Annotated in this window: 16 protein-coding genes; 3 read left to right on the top strand and 13 right to left on the bottom strand. The window is 50.0% G+C overall.

Features of this window, described 5'->3' with window-relative positions:
- The first annotated feature begins 56 nt into the window (after window positions 1–56).
- Window positions 57–2,687 (top strand): glycosyl hydrolase, encoded by a 2,631-nt coding sequence (locus ACYU87_RS05310; RefSeq protein WP_461132980.1) that lies wholly within the window; start codon window positions 57–59, stop codon window positions 2,685–2,687.
- Window positions 2,688–2,702: 15 nt separating this feature from the next.
- Here ACYU87_RS05310 and ACYU87_RS05315 read toward each other — a convergent pair whose 3' ends face one another.
- The 5 genes from ACYU87_RS05315 to ACYU87_RS05335 form a co-directional block, all read right to left on the bottom strand.
- Window positions 2,703–4,814 (bottom strand): BatA domain-containing protein, encoded by a 2,112-nt coding sequence (locus tag ACYU87_RS05315; protein WP_461132981.1) that lies wholly within the window; start codon window positions 4,812–4,814, stop codon window positions 2,703–2,705.
- A 73-nt stretch (window positions 4,815–4,887) separates the two neighbouring features.
- Window positions 4,888–5,592, bottom strand: coding sequence for a metallophosphoesterase (locus ACYU87_RS05320; RefSeq protein WP_461132982.1), 705 nt, complete (start codon window positions 5,590–5,592; stop codon window positions 4,888–4,890).
- A 152-nt stretch (window positions 5,593–5,744) separates the two neighbouring features.
- Window positions 5,745–9,188 (bottom strand): translation initiation factor IF-2, encoded by a 3,444-nt coding sequence (gene infB / locus ACYU87_RS05325; RefSeq protein ID WP_461132983.1) that lies wholly within the window; start codon window positions 9,186–9,188, stop codon window positions 5,745–5,747.
- Window positions 9,189–9,344: 156 nt separating this feature from the next.
- A complete protein-coding gene (gene nusA / locus ACYU87_RS05330) occupies window positions 9,345–10,589 on the bottom strand; it encodes a transcription termination factor NusA (RefSeq protein WP_461132984.1) in 1,245 nt (414 codons plus the stop codon).
- A 113-nt stretch (window positions 10,590–10,702) separates the two neighbouring features.
- Entirely contained in the window at window positions 10,703–11,215 is a 513-nt protein-coding gene (locus tag ACYU87_RS05335) for a ribosome maturation factor RimP (protein ID WP_461132985.1), read from the bottom strand.
- Between the two features lie 84 nt (window positions 11,216–11,299).
- Between ACYU87_RS05335 and ACYU87_RS05340 the strand changes: the two genes are divergently transcribed.
- Complete coding sequence (locus ACYU87_RS05340) at window positions 11,300–12,523, top strand: endonuclease/exonuclease/phosphatase family protein (protein WP_461132986.1); 1,224 nt, start codon at window positions 11,300–11,302, stop codon at window positions 12,521–12,523.
- A 63-nt stretch (window positions 12,524–12,586) separates the two neighbouring features.
- Here the strand turns inward: ACYU87_RS05340 and ACYU87_RS05345 are convergent, their stop codons facing one another.
- From ACYU87_RS05345 to ACYU87_RS05365, 5 genes are all read right to left on the bottom strand, one after another.
- Entirely contained in the window at window positions 12,587–12,997 is a 411-nt protein-coding gene (locus tag ACYU87_RS05345; RefSeq protein ID WP_461132987.1) for a molybdenum cofactor biosynthesis protein MoaE, read from the bottom strand.
- An 18-nt stretch (window positions 12,998–13,015) separates the two neighbouring features.
- Complete coding sequence (locus ACYU87_RS05350) at window positions 13,016–13,264, bottom strand: MoaD/ThiS family protein (protein ID WP_461132988.1); 249 nt, start codon at window positions 13,262–13,264, stop codon at window positions 13,016–13,018.
- A 142-nt stretch (window positions 13,265–13,406) separates the two neighbouring features.
- Window positions 13,407–13,688 (bottom strand): hypothetical protein, encoded by a 282-nt coding sequence (locus tag ACYU87_RS05355; RefSeq protein WP_461132989.1) that lies wholly within the window; start codon window positions 13,686–13,688, stop codon window positions 13,407–13,409.
- A gap of 72 nt (window positions 13,689–13,760) precedes the next feature.
- A complete protein-coding gene (locus ACYU87_RS05360) occupies window positions 13,761–14,768 on the bottom strand; it encodes a S1C family serine protease (RefSeq protein WP_461132990.1) in 1,008 nt (335 codons plus the stop codon).
- Window positions 14,769–14,862: 94 nt separating this feature from the next.
- The gene (locus ACYU87_RS05365; RefSeq protein ID WP_461132991.1) at window positions 14,863–15,450 is read right to left on the bottom strand and encodes an RNA polymerase sigma factor; all 588 of its coding nucleotides are present in this window, start codon (window positions 15,448–15,450) and stop codon (window positions 14,863–14,865) included.
- Between the two features lie 141 nt (window positions 15,451–15,591).
- On the opposite strand from ACYU87_RS05365, the gene ACYU87_RS05370 reads away from it, so the two are divergent.
- Window positions 15,592–15,783 carry a hypothetical protein gene (locus ACYU87_RS05370; RefSeq protein WP_461064127.1) on the top strand — a complete coding sequence of 64 codons (192 nt, stop codon included), beginning with the start codon at window positions 15,592–15,594 and terminating at the stop codon, window positions 15,781–15,783.
- A 98-nt stretch (window positions 15,784–15,881) separates the two neighbouring features.
- Here the strand turns inward: ACYU87_RS05370 and ACYU87_RS05375 are convergent, their stop codons facing one another.
- The 3 genes from ACYU87_RS05375 to ACYU87_RS05385 all read right to left on the bottom strand — a co-directional run bounded on the left by ACYU87_RS05375 (window position 15,882) and on the right by ACYU87_RS05385 (window position 20,032).
- Complete coding sequence (locus ACYU87_RS05375) at window positions 15,882–16,886, bottom strand: NAD(P)H-dependent glycerol-3-phosphate dehydrogenase (RefSeq protein ID WP_461132992.1); 1,005 nt, start codon at window positions 16,884–16,886, stop codon at window positions 15,882–15,884.
- Between the two features lie 158 nt (window positions 16,887–17,044).
- Window positions 17,045–18,460 carry an efflux RND transporter periplasmic adaptor subunit gene (locus ACYU87_RS05380; RefSeq protein ID WP_461132993.1) on the bottom strand — a complete coding sequence of 472 codons (1,416 nt, stop codon included), beginning with the start codon at window positions 18,458–18,460 and terminating at the stop codon, window positions 17,045–17,047.
- A gap of 72 nt (window positions 18,461–18,532) precedes the next feature.
- On the bottom strand, window positions 18,533–20,032 hold the full coding sequence (locus ACYU87_RS05385; RefSeq protein WP_461132994.1) for a TolC family protein: 1,500 nt from the start codon (window positions 20,030–20,032) through the stop codon (window positions 18,533–18,535).
- Window positions 20,033–20,053: the final 21 nt, after the last annotated feature.

Raw genomic sequence — 20,053 nt, forward strand, 5'->3', positions numbered from 1 at the left:
CTTTACCGCTCTTTTCTCACGACAGCAGCCCACTCATTCACCCGTTCACCGTTTCCATGAAGTCTATTTTCTTCGCTGGTTTATTCTTGGTCTTAGGACTACATACATCCGCCCAGCCTCAATCAAGATCGGTTCATCAACCAGCCACGTTCAATACGGCCCGGCCCTGGACGTACTGGTGGTGGATGGGCAGTGCTGTGAACGAAGCTGATATTACAACCCAGCTCGAACAGTTTGCGCAGGCCGGAATCGGGGGGGTTCACATCATCCCGATCTATGGAGTTAAAGGATATGAGAAACAGTTTATTCCATTTCTGACGGATCGCTGGCTGGCGGTATTTGCCCACACCGTCCGCGAAGGAAAACGACTGAATATGGGCGTTGACCTGACAACCGGAACCGGCTGGCCTTTTGGCGGGCCCGGTGTCTCGACCGATATGGCCGCTAAAAAATGGGCGATAGAAAGCGGAAAGCTTACCACCATGTTAACTGGCCAGTCCGTGAAACGCCCCGCGCCGGGTGGTCAGGGATTGGTCATCGACTACTTCAGCAAACAGGCCGTCGAGCAGTACCTTCGCCGATTCGACTCAACGCTGACTCATCTATCCGAGAAACCCCGCGCCGTTTACAACGACTCCTACGAGGTATACGGCGCGAACTGGACGGCCAACTTTCTGGCCGAATTCAAGACCCGGCGCGGCTACGACCTCACTAGCCAGTTAGCTTCTTTTTTAGATACGACCCAAAGCGAAACAAGCCGACTCGTTCACCAGGATTACCACCAGACACTGGCCGAGTTACTACTCGACGGTTTTGCCAAACACTGGGCCAACTGGGCGCACAGGGCAGGTTACAAAACCCGGAACCAGGCACATGGTGCACCCGGTAACCTGATAGACCTTTACGCGGCCGCCGATATTCCCGAAACAGAATCGTTTGGGTCCAGCCGATTCCCCATCCCGGGTCTGCGCGTGGACGCTAACTACGAGGTCGACCGGTTTGGTACGCCCAATCCGCTAGCCATGAAGTTTGCCTCCTCAGCAGCTCACCTGACAGGAAAACCATTGGTCAGTTCGGAAACGGGCACCTGGCTGGCTAACCATTTTCAGGTATCACTGTCGCAGATAAAGCCACAAGTCGATGAGTTGTTTGCATCAGGCATCAACCATGTTTTTTACCACGGCATACCTTATTCGCCACCAGCCGAAACCTGGCCCGGCTGGTTATTTTACGCGTCAACCAATTACGGGCCATCATCGCATTTCTGGCCGCATCTGCCGCTGCTTAACCAATACATCGAACGCTGCCAGACACGCCTGCAAGCCAGCAAGCCCGACAACGACGTACTTGTTTACTTTCCCATTCACGACTTATGGAACACCCCGGCAACATCAGCGGGAGGCATCCACCAACTGGAAGTACACCATGTAGAACGCTGGTTGTTGCCGCAACCCTTTGGTCGGCTGTGCGAGCAACTAAATGAGCAGGGCTACACGTTTGATTATGTTTCCGACGCCTTACTTTCTACGTTGACGGCTAGTCAAAAGGGTATCCATAGCCCTGGCGGAGCAACATATCGGGTTATTCTGGTGCCCCGCACTACTTATATTCCCGAATCCTCCTTACGACAATTGGTCAAGCTGGCTCAGCAGGGGGCACGAATTGTTTTTGACGGACACTTACCCGAACAGGCCCCTGGTTATCACAACCATCGGGCGCGGTCGGCAGAGGTGCAGCAATTGGGTAGAATGAGTCAAAAGCTACCGTCGGTACGAGTGAGTACAGACGTTTTGGGAACGATGAACCAACTGGGTGTTCGGGTAGAAGGCTGGGCGTCGGAAGGCTTATCCTTTATCCGAAAACGTCAGCAAAGCCGCCATTCGACCGATACCACCCAGTACTTCATCACGAACCTGAGTAACCGCTTTCATAAAAACTGGATCACGCTTTCGGCAACCGGTCCGGCGATTCGCTATAATCCGCTAACGGACCAGCGGGAAGCCCTCCCTGTTCGGAAGGGTGAAATGGGGCGAGATGATGTGTATTTACAGCTTGAGCCGGGCGAGTCGTGTTTTATCGATGTGTATTCAGGCACGCCCCAGTATGCCGATACCGATAGGCAACAACAACTCATTTCGCCATTGTCAACACCGGTAATTCCATTGCAGAATCCCTGGCAAGTACAATTCACGGAAGGACGCCCGGTTCAGGGAAGCCCTTTCCGGGGACAATCTGCCCTGAAAACAACCGTTACGTTACCAGCCCTCGTATCCTGGACTACACTTTCCGATTCGGCGAGTTATTTTTCTGGTACGGCCCATTACACCACTACCTTCGATTTACCCAGCGGTCCGATGGCGTCTGATTACATGCTCAATCTTGGCGATGTGCGTGAAGTAGCCGATGTATGGCTAAACGGCCAGCCACTGGGAACAGCTTGGTGCCTTCCGTTTCGGCTAGCCATCCCGGCTACTCGCTTAAAAGCAAAAGGAAATCACCTTGCTGTTGCGGTTACGAATCTGTCGGCCAATTACATGCGGCTCTACGACCGGCAACACCCTGGCTGGAAGAAGTTTTACGACATCAATATAGTAGACATCCGCTATAAACCCTTCGACGCGACAACCTGGGATGCCCTGCCTTCGGGTTTACTCGGCCCTGTCACGTTGACGCCCAGAAACAGATAAAGACTTGTTTTACGCTTATCCCTTCAGGAAGCGGACCAGCCCTACTTCAAGCAGCAGACAAGCCAGAGCAGCTAACAAAAAGTATTTCCAAAGACTTTTGCCCAGATTTTCCTGCTCCAGTACCTGCACAAAATCGCCGTCCTGTATACTATCGAAAACCTCCACGTTTGACTGGTTAACGAAAGCTTTACGTAACTCGTCGGCCGAGTAAAAGCTCATTGCCGATTCCTGATTTCCATGATTGAAGGCCAGCAAGCGCTCAACCTTACCCGGTCCATCGTTGGTACTCAGGCGTAATTCGTAATACCCGGCTTCCACTTCCTGACCGGCAGCCAGTTCGTTACTTTTGGGCATTTCGAGCTGAAGCTGGTTACCTACCATTCGCTGGACAGGAATGATTTCCAGCTTGTCATGCTTCAGTTTATAAACCGCCCGCTCCGACGGATTGCTAACGGGAATGGTTATCAGATTATCATCGAACGAGTAAGCGGTGCGCTGCGCCCGAACGCTGAGAGCTGCCATTTTATACATGATCGGCACAAACAGGGCATGCTCAGCCAAGTTACCATAGGCCGATGCCAGCGGACTAGCCAGTACGTACACATTTCCCTGAGCCGTACCTCCAATCACTTTTGACTGTGTCAGCAGCGGGTTACCATCCCGCAGGCTCAACAGTCGTTCACCAGCACTCCAGCGCCAAACGGGTGCGGCAGTCGGCATGTTGAGTGGTTCGGCCTGATAACTCTGCTGGAATACATCGCGAAAAAACGGATTTCGCCGGTCGGGATCAGCGACGGGTAAGGTGGCTGGCGTGACATTCGTTGTCGTTGTTCCCTGCACGTTTCCTACGCCCAGCGTCTGTAAAAAGGGACCATACGAATTAACATTTGGGTTTACGGGTGGAATAATGGTCAAACTTCCCCCCTGCCGGACAAATCGTTCCAGCTCAGTACGAAGCGCACCCGCTACTTCGGTAATGCCCTCCATGACAACCAGATCCGTTTCCTTGAGCTGTCCCACATCAAAGTTCTGGACACTGAAACTCCGCCGGACAAACAGACTGTCGTTGGCATAAACGGCATCTACGTAACTGGTCGGACGATCAGACGGACCTGACTTCTGTTCGTACAAATGCGTGACGCGAACGGCGGGCGATGCCTCGATAACGAAAAAGTACTGATTGTCGAACGTGATGGGATAATCTTCAAACACAATACGACCCCGGTGGTACCCTTTTGACGTTACGTTGAAGTTGAGCGAAACCGTTGCCGTGCCATCGGGAGTTATCGTTGCCGAAGCCGTTGATGTTTGTGTATCATCCAGATACAGCCGAATGGGCAGATTTTTCACATTCTCCCGACCCGCATTATTCAGCTTTACGTTCAGGCTGTTGTTCTGCATCTCACGGATAAACGGCGTCGACAGCCAGACCGAATCAACATAGACATTCTTTGTCGATTGTGCATCGAGCGGCACGATAAACAGCCGGTCAGTTGTGTCGATGGTAAGCTTCGATAAATCTCCTACCGTACTTTTTTGAAAATCGGAGAACCAGAAAAGCTGATTGCGTCCGCCCGGATTTAATGAGCTGAGCAAATTTCGCTGCCGACGATAAACCGTTTCGAGCGTCCGGGGCGTGTGCGCAAACCGGATAGACGTAACACGGTCGCGAACTGATTCTGCCGTTCCGGCCTGTTGCTCAGCCGCTGAGAAATCATTCGTCAGCAACTGAAGCGATGTGGTATTCCGAAACAGTGTCAGCAATTCATCCAGCTTGCTGGTGGCAATATCCAGGTACCGTTTTGTGTTTCGCTCATTCTGCATACTGAACGAGTTATCGACATACAGACTGGTTACACCCTGCCGGGACAGACCAAGCTTGTTTTTACTGGGAATAAATGGCTGAGCGAAGGCCAGTACCAAAAATATCAGAAACAGACAACGACAGGCCAGAATGAGCCAATGTTTTAACCGGCGAAATGACTTGGTTTCGGTTTGTACTGTTCGCAAAAGGGCTACATTCGTGAAAAACACGCGCCGGGTTCGCCGAAAATTAAACAGGTGAATGGCAACCGGAACCGATACTGCCAGCAGACCAAACAGGAAAGAAGGATATAGGAAATTCATTCAGGCTATTGTCGGCAAACAGGTTTTACTAGTAACGATTGGCTCTACGCCTTTCGTTTCTTTCGTTTACAAGTTAATCAGGGATTACCACTTCATAGAAGGCCGTTCTGGTCTTCAACACATCCGTATAAGTAATAGAACCTGTTTTGTTACCCACTGTGATAAAATCGCCCACGGGTGTATGGCCAACGATTTGCTGAAAGCCCGTCAGGTAATCAGCTTTTGTTTCGGAACGGTCAGCCCAAACAGGACCGCCGAAGGCGTTATAACCACCCCGCGCAGATCCGGCCTCAAACAGTACATCGCGCGTGTTTTCTGCTTGCCGATGAGCGTCGTTCAACAATCCGGCCAAATTAGTTTCGGCAGTGGGCTGTCCTATGTTGTAATCCATTTTTTTCAGGAAATGAGTTAGCCATCTATTAGTCACCCCGGCATGCGTGAAGATGCAGTTAGCCTGTTGGTGGGCAACCTGAAAAAGGGCTTTATGCTTATTAAATAAGGCGCTTAGTTCCGGTTGCGCCCGTTCACGAAACCCTGAACAGCGATAGCGCGGAAAGTGCAGGTATTGGACATCATGATTACCAATGAGCAAGATGAATTTATCGGGCTGCTGCTGTTTCTGCTGAATGATAGCGTTCAGGTTGGCATAAATCGTTTCGTCGTCGAAAACATAGCCATCCGTGTAATCACCCAGAAATACGACAAGATCATAGGCATCGGCATTAGCTTCCTGCCAAACGGCTTTCCCGTGCAGGTCGCTTACGGTCAGAACATTCATAAAGCTGAGATCAGACCATAAGGTACAAAAAAGCCCCGATAGGTTTTCTCCTATCGGGGCTATTAATTGAATCAGTATCTAGTTTGTTTTTAGGACCACTCTGAAAACGAAATCATAGTCTATCATAAAAATCAACCAAATCCGGATTTAACTTATAAAGTCCGTTTGACTTCTTTCAATTCGAAGCTTTCGATTACGTCGCCAACTTCGATGTCGTTGAAGTTTTTGATGCTCAAGCCACATTCGTAGCCAAACTTCACTTCGCTAACATCTTCCTTGAAGCGTTTAAGGGCGCTGATTTCACCCGTATGCACCACAATGAAGTCCCGAATAATCCGGATTTTGTTATTCCGTTTGATGTTGCCTTCTGTTACGTAACAACCGGCCACAGTACCGATCTTACTGATCTTGAACACATCACGTACCTCAATGTTACCAACAATGACTTCTTCCACAGTCGGAGCCAACAGCCCCTCCATAGCATCTTTCACTTCGTTAATCGCATCGTAGATAATCGAGTACAGGCGTATCTCAATCTGTTCCTGCTCGGATAGTTTCCGGGCACTGGCCGATGGCCGCACCTGGAAGCCAACGATTACCGCATCGGAAGCCGACGCCAGCAATACATCCGATTCAGAGATTTGGCCAACCGCTTTGTGAATGATGTTCACCTGTACCTCAGCCGTAGACAGTTGCAGGAGAGAATCCGAAAGCGCTTCGACGGATCCATCCACGTCACCTTTCACGATCACATTCAACTCTTTGAAAGTACCGATCGCTTTCCGGCGACCAATTTCTTCCAGCGTAATGTGTTTGCGGGTACGTAATGTCTGCTCACGCAGCAGTTGCTCGCGTTTATTGGCGATCTCACGGGCTTCACGATCTGTTTCCATCACGTTAAACTTGTCACCCGCCTGCGGAGCACCTGGCAAGCCAAGAATCTGTACTGGCTGCGACGGTCCAGCTTCTTTAATGCGCTCGCCCCGGTCATCTGTCATGGCCCGGATACGGCCGTAGTGGGCGCCAACCAGCATGATATCTCCCTGACGAAGCGTACCGTTTTCGACCAGAACAGTCGAAACATAACCGCGTCCTTTGTCAAGCGATGCTTCAATAACGGTACCCAATGCCCGGCGTGATGGGTTAGCCTTCAGTTCGAGCAGTTCAGCTTCAAGCAGCACTTTTTCAAGCAGATCGTCAACACCCAGACCCGATTTCGACGAAATCTCCTGTGCCTGGTATTTACCACCCCACTCTTCAACAAGCATATTCATAGCCGCCAGCTCAGTCCGAATTTTTTCGGTATCAGCACCCGGTTTGTCTACTTTCGAGAAAGCAAATACAATTGGGACACCCGCTACCTGAGCGTGGTTGATGGCTTCGCGTGTTTGAGGCATGATGCTGTCATCAGCCGCAATCACAATAATAACAACGTCCGTTACTTTAGCACCCCGTGCACGCATGGCCGTAAAGGCTTCATGACCCGGTGTATCAAGGAACGTTATCATCCGGTCGCCATCGTGTTTCACACTATAAGCACCAATGTGCTGCGTGATACCACCGGCTTCACCCGCGGCAACTTTAGCGCGACGAATGTAATCAAGCAACGATGTTTTACCGTGGTCAACGTGACCCATGATCGTCACGATCGGGGCACGTGGTGCCAAATCGTCGGGCTCATCGGCTTCAACGTCAATGCTTGCTTCCGTTTCATCTTCAGCCGAAATAAACTGAACGTCGTACCCAAATTCATCGGCAATAACCGTTATCGCTTCCGCATCTAGCCGCTGGTTGATCGACACGAACATACCCAGGTTCAAACAAACCGAGATTACTTCGTTGATCGACACGTCCATTAACGATGCCAGATCGTTAGCCGATACAAACTCGGTAACTTTCAGAGTTTTTGCTTCCAGCTCCTCCTGTTCATTCATCAAACGGCGATCATCTTCGCGCTGACTACGACGGTCACGCCGACGATCGGCCCCACGGTTTGGCGTGTTACCGCGCATCCGTGCGTTCGTTTGCTGAATGGATTTTTGAACATCGGCCTGGGTCGGTGCTTCACGACGACCGGTTCCTCCGCGATTGGCGTTGTTGCCAGTTCCACCTCGGTTGGCATTGTTGCCACTCCGGTTAGCATTATTGCCCGTTCCACTACCCGAACGATTGTTGTTCGCACTGGTGGTGTTGCCCGTTCCACCCCGATTGGCGTTGTTGCCACCTTGGTTTTGGCCTGTACCCGTACCGGCGGTACGATTCGCTGGTGCGGCTGCACGGTCACCCTGTCCCTGGCCTTGCGGACGATTACCGTCACGAGGTGCGGCTTCCCGTTGTCCGGTTGCCGGAGTGCGGTCGCCCTGCGGACGATCACCCTGTGTTCGGTTTGCTGGTCCACGGTCTCCCTCACGAGGAGGACGATTACCCGCCTGTCCTTGTGGCTGGCCGCTACCCTGACCACCCTGGTTTGGCTGGTTGGGTGTGCTGCCGCCTTCACGACCACCGCGAATTCGCTTGCGTTTTCCTTTCTTATCGACGTTGTTACCGCCACCCTGGCGAGGGTTGTTGACGGGCAACTCGATTTTTCCCAGAATTTTCAAACCGCCCAGCTGGTGACTGCCAGCAGCCCGGATCGTTTCCGTCTGAGCGTCTGGCTCATCGGCGGAAGTCGGTTTTGCGGCTGGCTGAACTTCTGGCTTGGGCTGATTGTTGGTCGGCTGGTTTTCTTTTGGCTTCTCCTGTGTAGCTGGTTTAGCCTCTGTCTGCCGAACTGGAGCGGCAACCGCTGGCTGCTCAACAACCGCTTTTGGCGGAGTAGAGGCAGGTGTCGGTTCAACAACAATCGGCTTCGCTGTTTCCTTAGGTGCTGTTTCCGTTTTTGCTATGTCAACCACATTCGCTTTTGGCTCAGTAGCAACTGGCGTAGAAACGGGTGGTGTCGGAGCTGGTTTTGCTTCGACTGGTGTTACTGACACTGGCGCCGGTTTCGGCGTTTCAGTAGCAACGGGTGCTGCTGGAGCAGGCGGTGCTACGGGTGGCGTCACAGGCTTCGGGGTCTCGACAACAACCGGCGCTACTGCTGGAGCAGGCGGTGCAACAGATGGGGTCACTACAGCCTGTTTCACTTCCTGTGGGGCCGGAACTTTCGCTTGCGGAGCAGGTTGTGAATAAGAAGGCTTTGCGTTCAAATCAATTTTACCCACCACTTTCAGTCCTGGCAAACCGGTCTGAGCGGTTTGTGGGGCTGCTTTTTGCTCTTCTGAAGCGGGTTTAGGTAAATCAGCCGGAGCTGACTCTGGTTTGTTTTCACCATTTGGACGTCTCGCGTCATCACGACGGTACAAAACGACATCCTCCTCCTGACGACGCGGTGGCTCAGCGGTTGCAACCGGCGGTTCAGCCCGGCGAGTTCCGTTCAGGAGTTCCGTAGATTTATACTCCTTCGCTAACACCTCCAACTGTTCTGTGTTGATTTTGGTGTTAGGATTAACTTCAACCTTAAACCCTTTGGCAGACAGACTACTCGCAACAGAGGATAGTCCTTTGTTGAGAATTTTTGCCACTTGGCTCAGGCGCATTGACTTTTCTTCTGCCATACTTCGGTTTATATTCGGCAAATTTAATAGTTGTTGGTAAGGTATGAACACCAGTTCCAACAATAAAAATCCCTCGGCATCAATATTGACGCGTTTAGGGTGTAAAAAGAGGATTAAATCGACAAACGGATTTCCTCTTTGCACGGGTACTCCACCTTATTCAAATTCCTGTTTGAGGATATTCAGTATTTCTTCAACCGTATCTTCTTCAAGATCCGTTCGTCGAACAAGTTCTTCTTTATTAAGCGCCAGTACACTTTTGGCCGTATCGAGACCAACTTTGCGCAATTCCTGAATCATCCAATCGTCGATCTCATCCGAGAACTCCATCAGGTCAACGTCTTCATCGTCCTCCTGTCCTTCGTTATCACGGAATACATCAATCTCCATATCAACCAGCCGCCCGGCCAGTTTGATATTCTGACCGCCTTTACCGATAGCCAGTGATACCTGATCGGGTTTGAGGAAAACAGATACCCGTTTCGTTTCCCGATCAATCTGCATCGAACTTATCTTGGCGGGGCTAAGCGCCCGGCTAATCAACAGCTCAAGGTTTTCGGTGTAGTTAATTACGTCAATGTTCTCGTTTCCGAGTTCACGTACGATACCATGTATCCGAGACCCTTTCATACCAACACAGGCCCCAACGGGATCAATGCGGTCGTCGTACGATTCAACCGCTACTTTGGCTCGCTCGCCCGGTTCCCGGACAATCTTACGAATCGAAATTAGACCATCGTAAATCTCCGGTACTTCAATTTCGAAAAGACGCTCCAGAAATACCGGTGATGTACGGGACAGAATAATCTTGGGTGTGCCATTGAGCATGTCAACCCGGCTGATTACGGCTTTGACAGCCTCTCCTTTCCGGTAACGATCCTTCGAAATCTGTTCCGTACGCGGCAGGCTCAACTCGTTGCCTTCGCTATCAACCAGAATGATTTCGTGCTTCAATAGCTGGTACACTTCGGCACCAACCAAATCACCAACCTGATCTTTGTATTTTTGATAAAGGAGTTCTTTCTCCATGTCCTTTATCTTCTGGATGAGCGTCTGGCGAGCCGTTTGCACAACCCGACGACCAAAATCGTCCAGTTTTACTTCTTCAGCAACCTGTTCGCCTACCTCAAAGTCATCCTGAATTTTGCGCGCTTCGGCGAGGGGGATTTTATCATAATCCCAAATATCTTCCGAATCGTCGTCAACAATTTCGCGCGTCCGCCACATTTCCAGATCGCCACTTTCAGCGTTAATAATAACGTCGAAATTTTCGTCTGTCCCGTATTTTTTACGAATCATCGTTCGGAAGACATCTTCCAGAATAGTGATCATGGTGGGCCGGTCAATGTTCTTCGACCGGGCAAAATCAGCAAACGATTCTATTAATAGTCCACTGGTCATGGTAGTAAGACAGTCTGTAAGTCGTAAGTCCGTAAATCTGTTGTCATAAACGGTGCCGCGCGGGTGAAGCGGAGAGCAACGGGTTAAAACTTATCGACTTACTCCTTATTACTTTATTTAAATGATATTTCTACTTGCGCCTTTTTTATCTGCTCAAATGGAATCGACGTAAGGCCGATTGGTGGAATTTCAGCAGCTAAATCAGCCTCTTTTTTCTTCTTGCTCTTCGATTGCTTTTCGGGCTCTATATCCAGCACGATATGATCGTCAGCTACCGAATCGAGCCAGCCTTTTCGCGTTTTTTCATCCACGAGTGTAACCGTTAACTGTCGGCCCACATTTCGTACGAACTGGCGTGGAAACGTTAACGGATAGTCAACTCCGGGGGATGAAATTTCGAGCGTAAAGGCCGATTCGCCAAAAAAATTCATCTCATCCATTTGTCCACCCAGCCTACGGCTGATGTCGGCACAGTCATCAATTTTGATGCCGGCATCACTATCCAACAAAATGGTGACCTTTAACCGGCCGCCCTGTCTGCCAGCAACCTGAATATCAACGATATAAAATTCGCCGTTGTTCAGATAGGGCTGTAATAATTCGGTGATTTTAGCTTTGTCGTCCACAAGGTAAGGCTAACAAAAAAGGGAGTGCGACTCCCTTTTTTAATCAATGCCATATGGTTTTTGTGCCACAAAGGTAATACGTTTATGCTTGCATCGCAAGCCCCCTTAATAGAGCAGTTGCAGGCATTCCGGGCATTATGCCTTATTTTTGCCTTTCTCAAGGTATTAATCTCGCTCAATAACGACGATATGACGCTTAGAATGCGAGCTGGGCAGTTCATTGCCTATTTTTTTCGGTCGCTCCTGTGGTCACTTAATTTACTGCTGGCTTTATACACTTGTTTGGCGTACTGGCTACTCTATAGTTTACAGGTAGAACATTGGTCGGCCAGCATGGTCATGATTACGTTACCAGTAGCCTGGGTGCTTAACTTTGTTGTTATTTGCCTGTGGCTAACAGCCAGGCCCTGGCGTAGCTGGCTGTCTGGCTGCGTGCTGATCATGGGACTGATTCTATTTGGCTCCAGAACATTTGTGTGGCACAGCCCAACCGACGTATCAGACAAAACCAAACTACTTAACGTGTTCAGCTACAACGTTCAATCGTTTGATCTGACGGCTTCCTGGGACCTCTACCGAAGCTCGCCACGCGTCCGCCGAACGATGAACTATGTACTGCGCTATGATGCACCGATCAAATGCTTTCAGGAGTTTTACAACTCGACGACCATTCCTGATTATAATCTGGTCAAGCGATTTCGGGAGGCTGGCTACACGTCCACGGCATTTCTGTTTCCGGAAATGGCCCAGGCAAAGGATGGTGATATCGGAGTAGCTATTTTTTCCAAGTACCCGATACTGGCGTCTGGACGGGAGGCATTCGGACCGCAGAACGGTATTGTATGGGCGAACATAAAACTAGGCAATGACACGATTCGGATCATCAATGTTCACCTTCACTCAATGGGTATTCGGGTCGGTAAAGTCTTGAAACAAAAAGAGATGAAGGGTGTTCAGCGGGAAACAAGGGGCGTGTTGAGTGCCTTGCATAACGGCTTCACCGATCGCCGGGAGGAAGTTATAAAGGTTGAGCGGTACATTCGGGAAAGCCCCTATCCGGTTATTGTTACCGGCGACCATAACGATACCCCCTATAGTGTCGTTTATGAACGATTGCGCCGAACTTTGCCGAACAGTTTTGAAGATGCCGGTCGAGGGTTTGGATTTACGTACAATCACCTGCCGGGTTTCATTCGGATCGACCATCAGTTTCACGACCCAAAATTCACTCCGGTCAACTTCGAAACCATCAATCATATCAAGTACTCCGACCACTACCCTATTGTAGGCACTTATTTGCTGAAATGAGGCAGGATGTATACTATATATGATGTGCTATATATGTAATGTACATCATATATAGTACATTCCTCACGGGTGTGCGTTCACCCAGGACTCACCATCGGTAAATACTTCCTTTTTCCAGATGGGCACGGTTTGTTTGATCGTGTCTATGATGTAGCGACAGGCTTCGAAAGCAGCCGCCCGATGGGCCGTAGCCACACCGATCAGCACCGCAATTTCGCCAATCTGCAAGGTTCCTTTTCGGTGGACAATCGTGTACCGGAGAATAGGCCACTGCTGCTGAGCATCATCCGCAATTTTCTGCATTTCAGTGATGGCCATCCGGTCGTATGCTTCGTATTCAAGCCGGTCGACGGGTCGTTCCTGCGTATTGTCACGCACCACACCCAGAAAAAAGTCAATAGCTCCAGCCTGCTCCGACTGAAGATAGGATAAGGCAGCACCCACGTCAATGGGGTCGGAAGTAAGAGCAATCATAAAAAGTTTGAACAGAGATCAGCCTCCGCTGACCGGTGGAATAAGGGCGATTTCATCGTGGTGAGCCAATAACTGTTCAGGTTCGGCATATTCACCGTTGACAGCCACCAGCAACGAACGAATACCAGCCAGTGCCGGATAATGCTGGTTCAGTTGCCCGAGGAGATCACCAACGCTGGCTCCTTCATTGAGGGGCACCGAAACCGTTGACTGACCCGTAAGATCACGCGTGATTCCAAATAAAAGCACCGAAACGGATGAGGTCATGAGTAAAAAAAGCCATTTTAATAGAGCGTCAAGCTGTCAGAAGAACGCACTGGGGGTCTATTGAAGTTCGTTAGCCACTAACAAAAAACTGTGTCACTACCCTGAAGCAGTAACACAGTTTTTTGTGTTGAAACCAGACTACCTACTTTGAGTTGTCCATTTTACGCTCAGCTTTCTTCATTTTTCGATCAGCTTTATTGAGCGTTTTGTTTGTTCCGTCTTTAATGTCTTCTTTCGTATTCTTGGCAGCTGTAGACATTTTGTCGCCTGCCTTATCGGCTTCGCGTCCTATCTTCCGACCAGCGGCTTTGGTGGTTTCTTTAGTTTGTTGAGCCGTTTCCTTTACGTTCTGCTTTGTATCCTGTGCGGTTACCATAGCAACTGAGAAGAAAAATGCAGCGGCTAATAGAGTTAACTTTTTCATGGGAGTTGAGTTGGTTTATACCTGAAACAACTCGATAGATAAACAATTGTTTATCCTTGCATTCAGCTTTTCCTAGTCTTTGTGCTTGAATACCTTCACCTGATACACATAATCCTGCATCCGCTTGATCTGCTGCTTGCGGGATAAGTGGGAAAGCGTATTCTTTTTATTTAACCGAAGTGCCTGGCCCTTCAGTGAATCGGCAGGAATATTGTTGAGCGCTTCGAGCATGTAATTGGTTTTCACCGCAAAACTGACCCCTTCCGACGTTGTTTGCTTACCGCTGATTATACCGATCACATTCCCTTTCTCATCCAGTAGAGGACCACCCGAGTTACCGGGGTTCACTCCAATAGCGACCTGATAAGCCGTTGAATCACCTCGATAACCGGTCCCCGAACTGAGGTATCCTTCGCCATAAACAATTTCTTCCCGTGGATAGCCAAGGGTATACACACGCTCGCCAAGATCGGAGGGGCGGGCGTCGAAACTATAGGGCACAGACGGCATTGACCGAAATGCACTATCGTCGCAAAGTTGCAGGAACGCTAGATCATGGGCCTTATCCGCATACACAACCCTGGCTTTGTACACATCGCCTTTTGCACTTTGAACGTACACCGAATCGGCGTCCCGAACAATGTGGTTGTTGGTAACGAAATAGCCATCTGCAGTGAGTAAAAAGCCTGACCCCGCCACTTGTGCCGGATTGGCGCTCAGTTTTCGCCCACGACCAGTATAATCGTTCAGTAATCTGCGCTGCGACGATTTAACGGCCTGGATTTCTTTGCTTAACTGGCTGTACTGCTGCTCCTGTTTGTGGCTTTGCTGATAGGAACGATAAAGAAAAATAGAGCTAAACGTCGTAATAATAGCCGCCGAAGCAGCTACAGCCAGTGTAGTCCGATACGTATTCCAGAGTGAACGGACCTGCACGGCCGGTTCAGATCGGTAATCAGCGGCCTCCTGGCGAATGCTGTTCATGTCAGCACGCGCCTGAACGGCGTTCATTTTTTGTCTGAACCGAACGCGCTCACCGTAAGCCTGCAACGCATTTTCAATATCTTTTTCTTCGTCCATCTCCAAAAAGAGTTAAAGAGTTGTGAACTCACCCGATACGTAGCCAACCTGATGAATCAGCGGACCACCCCGTACCTGTATGACCTGACAACATTTACTGTTTATATTCCGAAAAGAACAGCCGCTTCAACCGCATCAGACACTTGTATTTCTGCGTTTTGGCATTGTCGGCGTTGGTGTAACCAAACTTCTCGGTGATCTCCTGCATACTCAGATGCTGGATATAAAAATCATCCAGCAACGTCCGGCATGGTTCGCCAAGCCGGGAGAGCGAGTCGGCCATCAGCTCGAACTGGCGATCGCGTTCTTCGTGGTCTGCCAGATCGTCGTCAATCTGCCCGGCAACAAATTCATCCGTAGCGGGTCGTTCCACGTCGCGCACCATGTACCGGCTTCGCTGCGCTAACTGTTTGAGCCACAACCGCCGACCAACCGAGTATAGGTACGTTTTCAGTTGGCAATGCAATTCCAGCGAACCGCTCCTCACCTTCTCGTATAACACAATCAAGGCTTCCTGGTAAATGTCCTTGGCATCGTCTTCATTCCCGCTGTTGCTGGTAACGAAGTGGAGAACCATTGGAAAGTACCGTCGGTACAATTGCGTCAGTGCATCGTCGGAGCCATCGGCCAAACCCATCAGCAACTCTTCATCGGTGAATATGGGCGACCTGCTTTCCTTCATTGAGTTGAGTCATTACTTAATACAGAAACGTTTGAGACGTAACCCAAAAAAAAATAAAAAAAAGTTGGGTTACCTTTTTCTCTATAGGGTATTAACAGTGACATTAATTAGTAATCACTAAACAAAAACATCCCCAAAAATATGAAAGCAATCACGAAATCCGCCTTCTTTTTCATGGCTATGATCGCCCTGGCTACGTCTTGCAGCTCGAAGAAGACCGAAAGCACTGAAACGACCACCACCACGACTGCAGATTCTGCTTCGATGATGGCTACGGATTCGACGATGGCTACGGATTCTGCTTCGACGATGTCTGCTGATAGCGCGAAGTAATTTCTACTAAGGCACAACTGCCGGTATATCTTACCGACATCGCTATAAACGGTTAAAAGCCCTCTGACGAGTCAGGGGGCTTTTTATGTTTAGCCGCATTACACTAACACGCCTGTCAGCAAATTCATTTCAGTCGTGGGTGCTGCTCGCTCGTAAAGGATGGCGTAAACGGCGTTCGTGATGGGCATATCGACGCCGAACTGCTGATTTACTTCATGAATACTTTTCACGGCGTAGTATCCTTCGGCAATCATATTCATTTCTGCCTGGGCCGACTGGATGGTGTAGCCCCGGCCAATCAGTGTACCGAATGTCCGGTTGCGGCTGAAGGGCGAATAAGCGGTCACCAGTAAGTCACCCAGGTAGGCAGAGCCGCTCAGGTCGCGGTGTTTCGGGTACACGGCATCTACAAACCGCCTGATTTCCTGCATGGCATTGGACACCAATACGGCTTGGAAATTATCACCATACCCTAATCCACGCGTGATGCCACACGCCAGGGCAATGATGTTTTTCATGACGGCGCTGTATTCAATACCGTAGATATCATCGACGGGGGTTGTCTGCACAAAGCGGCACCGAAGTAAGTCGGCTACGGATGTGGCACACGCTGAGTTCTGGGACGCGATCGTAAGGTAAGATTTCTTTTCAAGCGCGACCTCTTCGGCATGACATGGACCGGCAATAACTGACATGCGCTCCACCGGAACACCGTATTGCTCGCTGACCCAGTCGGTTACCAGCTGGTTTGCGCCCGGAATCATCCCTTTGATAGCCGACACCACTGATTTACCAACAAAATCCGCCGGTTTCAAGCCCGTTAAGGCATCACTGATAAAGGCTGCCGGTACGGCTAGAATGATGTAATCGCTATCCTTTACGGACTCTTTGATTTTGGTACAGACCTTCACCTTGCGGGTATTGATCTGCACATCGCTTAAATAGCTGGGGTTATGGCCGAATTTTTTGATGTGATCAGCATCGGATTTCTTTCGGAGCCACCATTTGACACTGACGTTGTTTTCGGAAAGGATTTTGACGAGCGCGGTTGCCCAGCTTCCCCCACCTACCATTGTCAGCCGAACCGGTTGATTTACTTTCATGGGGTAAAGAAAAGCAGAAAGCCGTTGTATGACAAGTGCCGCCCATGTAGCCGTATGACGATTAGATCCAAACGATCGGGCCGATTTTTGCCCAAACAAAACGGGTAAGGCACTGACGCCTTACCCGTTTTGTTCGTGTTTGACCTATTCAACCGATTTTATTCCTCTTTCCCGTCCTCTTTCTTCTTGCTCTTGTTTGGGTCGCGTTTAATGACCAGTTCCCCATTCTTGAGCTTTTTGGAAACGGCAATGAAGGGTCCCGATATAATTTGCTCTCCGGGTTTGAGTCCTGACAAAATCTCGATGTTCTCGAAGTCACTAATGCCCGTTTTCACTTCCCGCTGCATAGCCTTCCCCCCCACATTTACAAAGACAATTTCTTTAGGTCTGTCTTTCTTTTCAGCCACATCAGCGGGTTTCTCGTCGACCGTACCGTTCGATCGATCCTGGGTTTCAGCCGTATCGATGGCCGATGAATCGGCGGCACGGGTTGTTACGGCCGCAATCGGAACCGCCAGTACACGGGGCTTACGATCCGTGATGATCTCGACGGAAGCCGTCATACCGGGCTTGAATGGATAGCCCTTCTTGTCCTTAAGCGCCAGCAGATCCGCGTATGATGTATTCAGTATTTTAACTTTTATCTCGAACTCGGTAACGGCGTCGGCCGATAGGGAAGCAGCAGCCCCTGACGAACTCGTCAGCCCGTTGGCGGTGTTGGCAATCTCATACACGACCCCTTTGAATTTACGGCCAGCTGTCGTATACGAATCCACTTCTATATCAGCCGTATCGCCCAGATTTACCCGTACAATGTCGTTCTCATTGACATTGACGCGTACTTCCATGTTCTGCAAATTGGCGATCCGCATGATTTCGGTACCGGCCATTTGAGATGTACCCACGACCCGCTCGCCCAACTCGATGTTGAGTTTGGAAACCGTGCCATTAACCGGGCAATAGATTGATGTTTTGCGCAGGTTTTCGTTGGCATCGCGCAGACTGGCTTCGGCGCTCTGGATGTTAAACTGCGAGGCTCTGACATTTGCATTAGCCGCTTCAACCTCCTGTTTGGCAACGTTATAGTTAGCCTCGCTGGTTTCTAAATCGGCTGCCGAAACAACCTTATCCGCAAACAGTTTACGATTCCGTTCGTAATCGGCTTTAGCCCGAATCAGCCGGGCACCCGACTGGGCTACGGATGCTTTTGACTGTTCCAGCTGCGCCCGGCTCTGATTAACGGATGCCCGCGCCCGTGCCAGAAGGGATTCGTAGTTATCGGGGCGAATACGGCATAGTAGTTGACCCGCTTTTACGGGGTCGCCTTCATTAACATACAGGCCGATGATTTCGCCGGATACGTCTGGGCTTATTTTTACTTCAACCTGTGGCTGAACCCGGCCCGAGGCACTAACACGCTCCGTGATATCAAGACGCCTGACCGACGCAAAATCAACCTCTGTTGACTTTGGTTTTCCCAGCATACCCGCCTGTTTTGCGGCTACCAATCCTCCTACGAGCAGGACCACAAGTCCTCCCAATATCCACCAAATGCGACTTGACTTCTTCTTCATGAGTAAGGAATTAGTGAAAGAGCAACGGAATGAACGTGTGGTATTTATTCACTCAATCACTAATTCACTAACTTAATTAAAACTAAGCGGTTTGTTCTGATAGTAATCTAAAATTTTCGTCCGGAATACGTAATCGTATTTGGCCTGTACCAGGCTGTTTCGGGCCCGATCGAGGTTTGTTTTAGCAATGCTGTAATCGGTGGCATTGATGGCACCGGCGTTCAATCGGCTTTCGGCTACCTGAAACGCTTTCTCCAGCGACACTACCTGTGCCTGGGTGGCGCGGTACTTGTTAGCACCTGCCCGCATGCTCGTATAAGCCGTTTCGATTTGCTGGCGAAGGGTTAGTCGGGTGTTCAAAGCCGTTAGCTCCGCATTCTGCTGCTGAATCTTGGCCGTTGTGATCCGGTTACGTGACAGATTTCCCTGAAAAATAGGAACTCGCAGAAATAAAGAAGCTGACTGGCTGAAGTTGTTCCCTAATTGAGTACCATACGAAATTCCCGTCCGGTCATACCCTGGCGTGGATGTGTTGATGGGTATATTCGCGCCGGTAACGGGATCAACAATAAAGCCTATTGTGGTCTGCGATGTCTGTCCATTGGGCGTAGAAGCATTAGCCGCACTGGAGTAAAGCGTGCTTAGATTGCCGTTCAGCGACAAGGTCGGGTAGAGACCACCCTTTGCCACCTGAACGCCCAATATGGCGCTCTTCACGCGTAGATCAGCACCTTTCACTTCAGGTAAATTTGTGGAAGCAACATCGTATAGCTGCTGTACCGATGCTGTATACGGATCCAAGCCTGGGTCAGGTACGGCAATGGGTTCAACATCAAAATCCTGATTGATGGGCACATTCATGGCCTGCAGTAAGGCGACTTTAGCCAGGTCGAGTGTATTCTGCGCCGTTACAATGTCTAGCTCGTTACTGGCTAAGGTAGCCCGCAATTCGTACAGGTTCGCTTCCGGAGCCGAGCCTGCATTGACCAGCCGCTGTGTACGCTCCAGTTGAGCCCGTGTGACTTCGGCCTGCCGTTGAGCCACCGCCAATTGCTCGGTACCCACCAGGACGTTCAGGTAATTCTGGGCAACCGTTAAGGATACATTGTTCTGAGTAGCATTTAATTCCTGTTGCCCAGCCTGCAACGCGACCTCGTTCTGCCGGATGGTACTACGCAGAACGCCACCGTTGTATAAAGTAGCCGATGTGTTTAGCTGAAAACTACTGGAATTGATTGTTTGCTGGACGAATTCGTTCGACTGCGGGTTGATACTGCGCCCACCGTTTATGGATTGGTTTCCCTGAAACACGGCGGTAGGCAGCATGTTGAGTCGGGCTTGCCGCAATTGCAAATCGCTGTTCGCAATGGTTAAACGCCCCTGCCGAATCTGAATATTATTTTGTTGGGCAACGTCGATACACTGCTGTAAATTCAGCCGGTTCGCTGCACTCGTTCCACTACCGGGCGATACAGCCGAAACTGTATTCTGTGCGTAGGTTGCCGACAAACCGGTTGTGAGCAATAGGGTCATTGCAACCCGCACCTGTTTCCACGCCACTTGCATACTCATAGAATTTGATGGTTCAATGAT

Source organism: Spirosoma lituiforme, assembly GCF_054776635.1.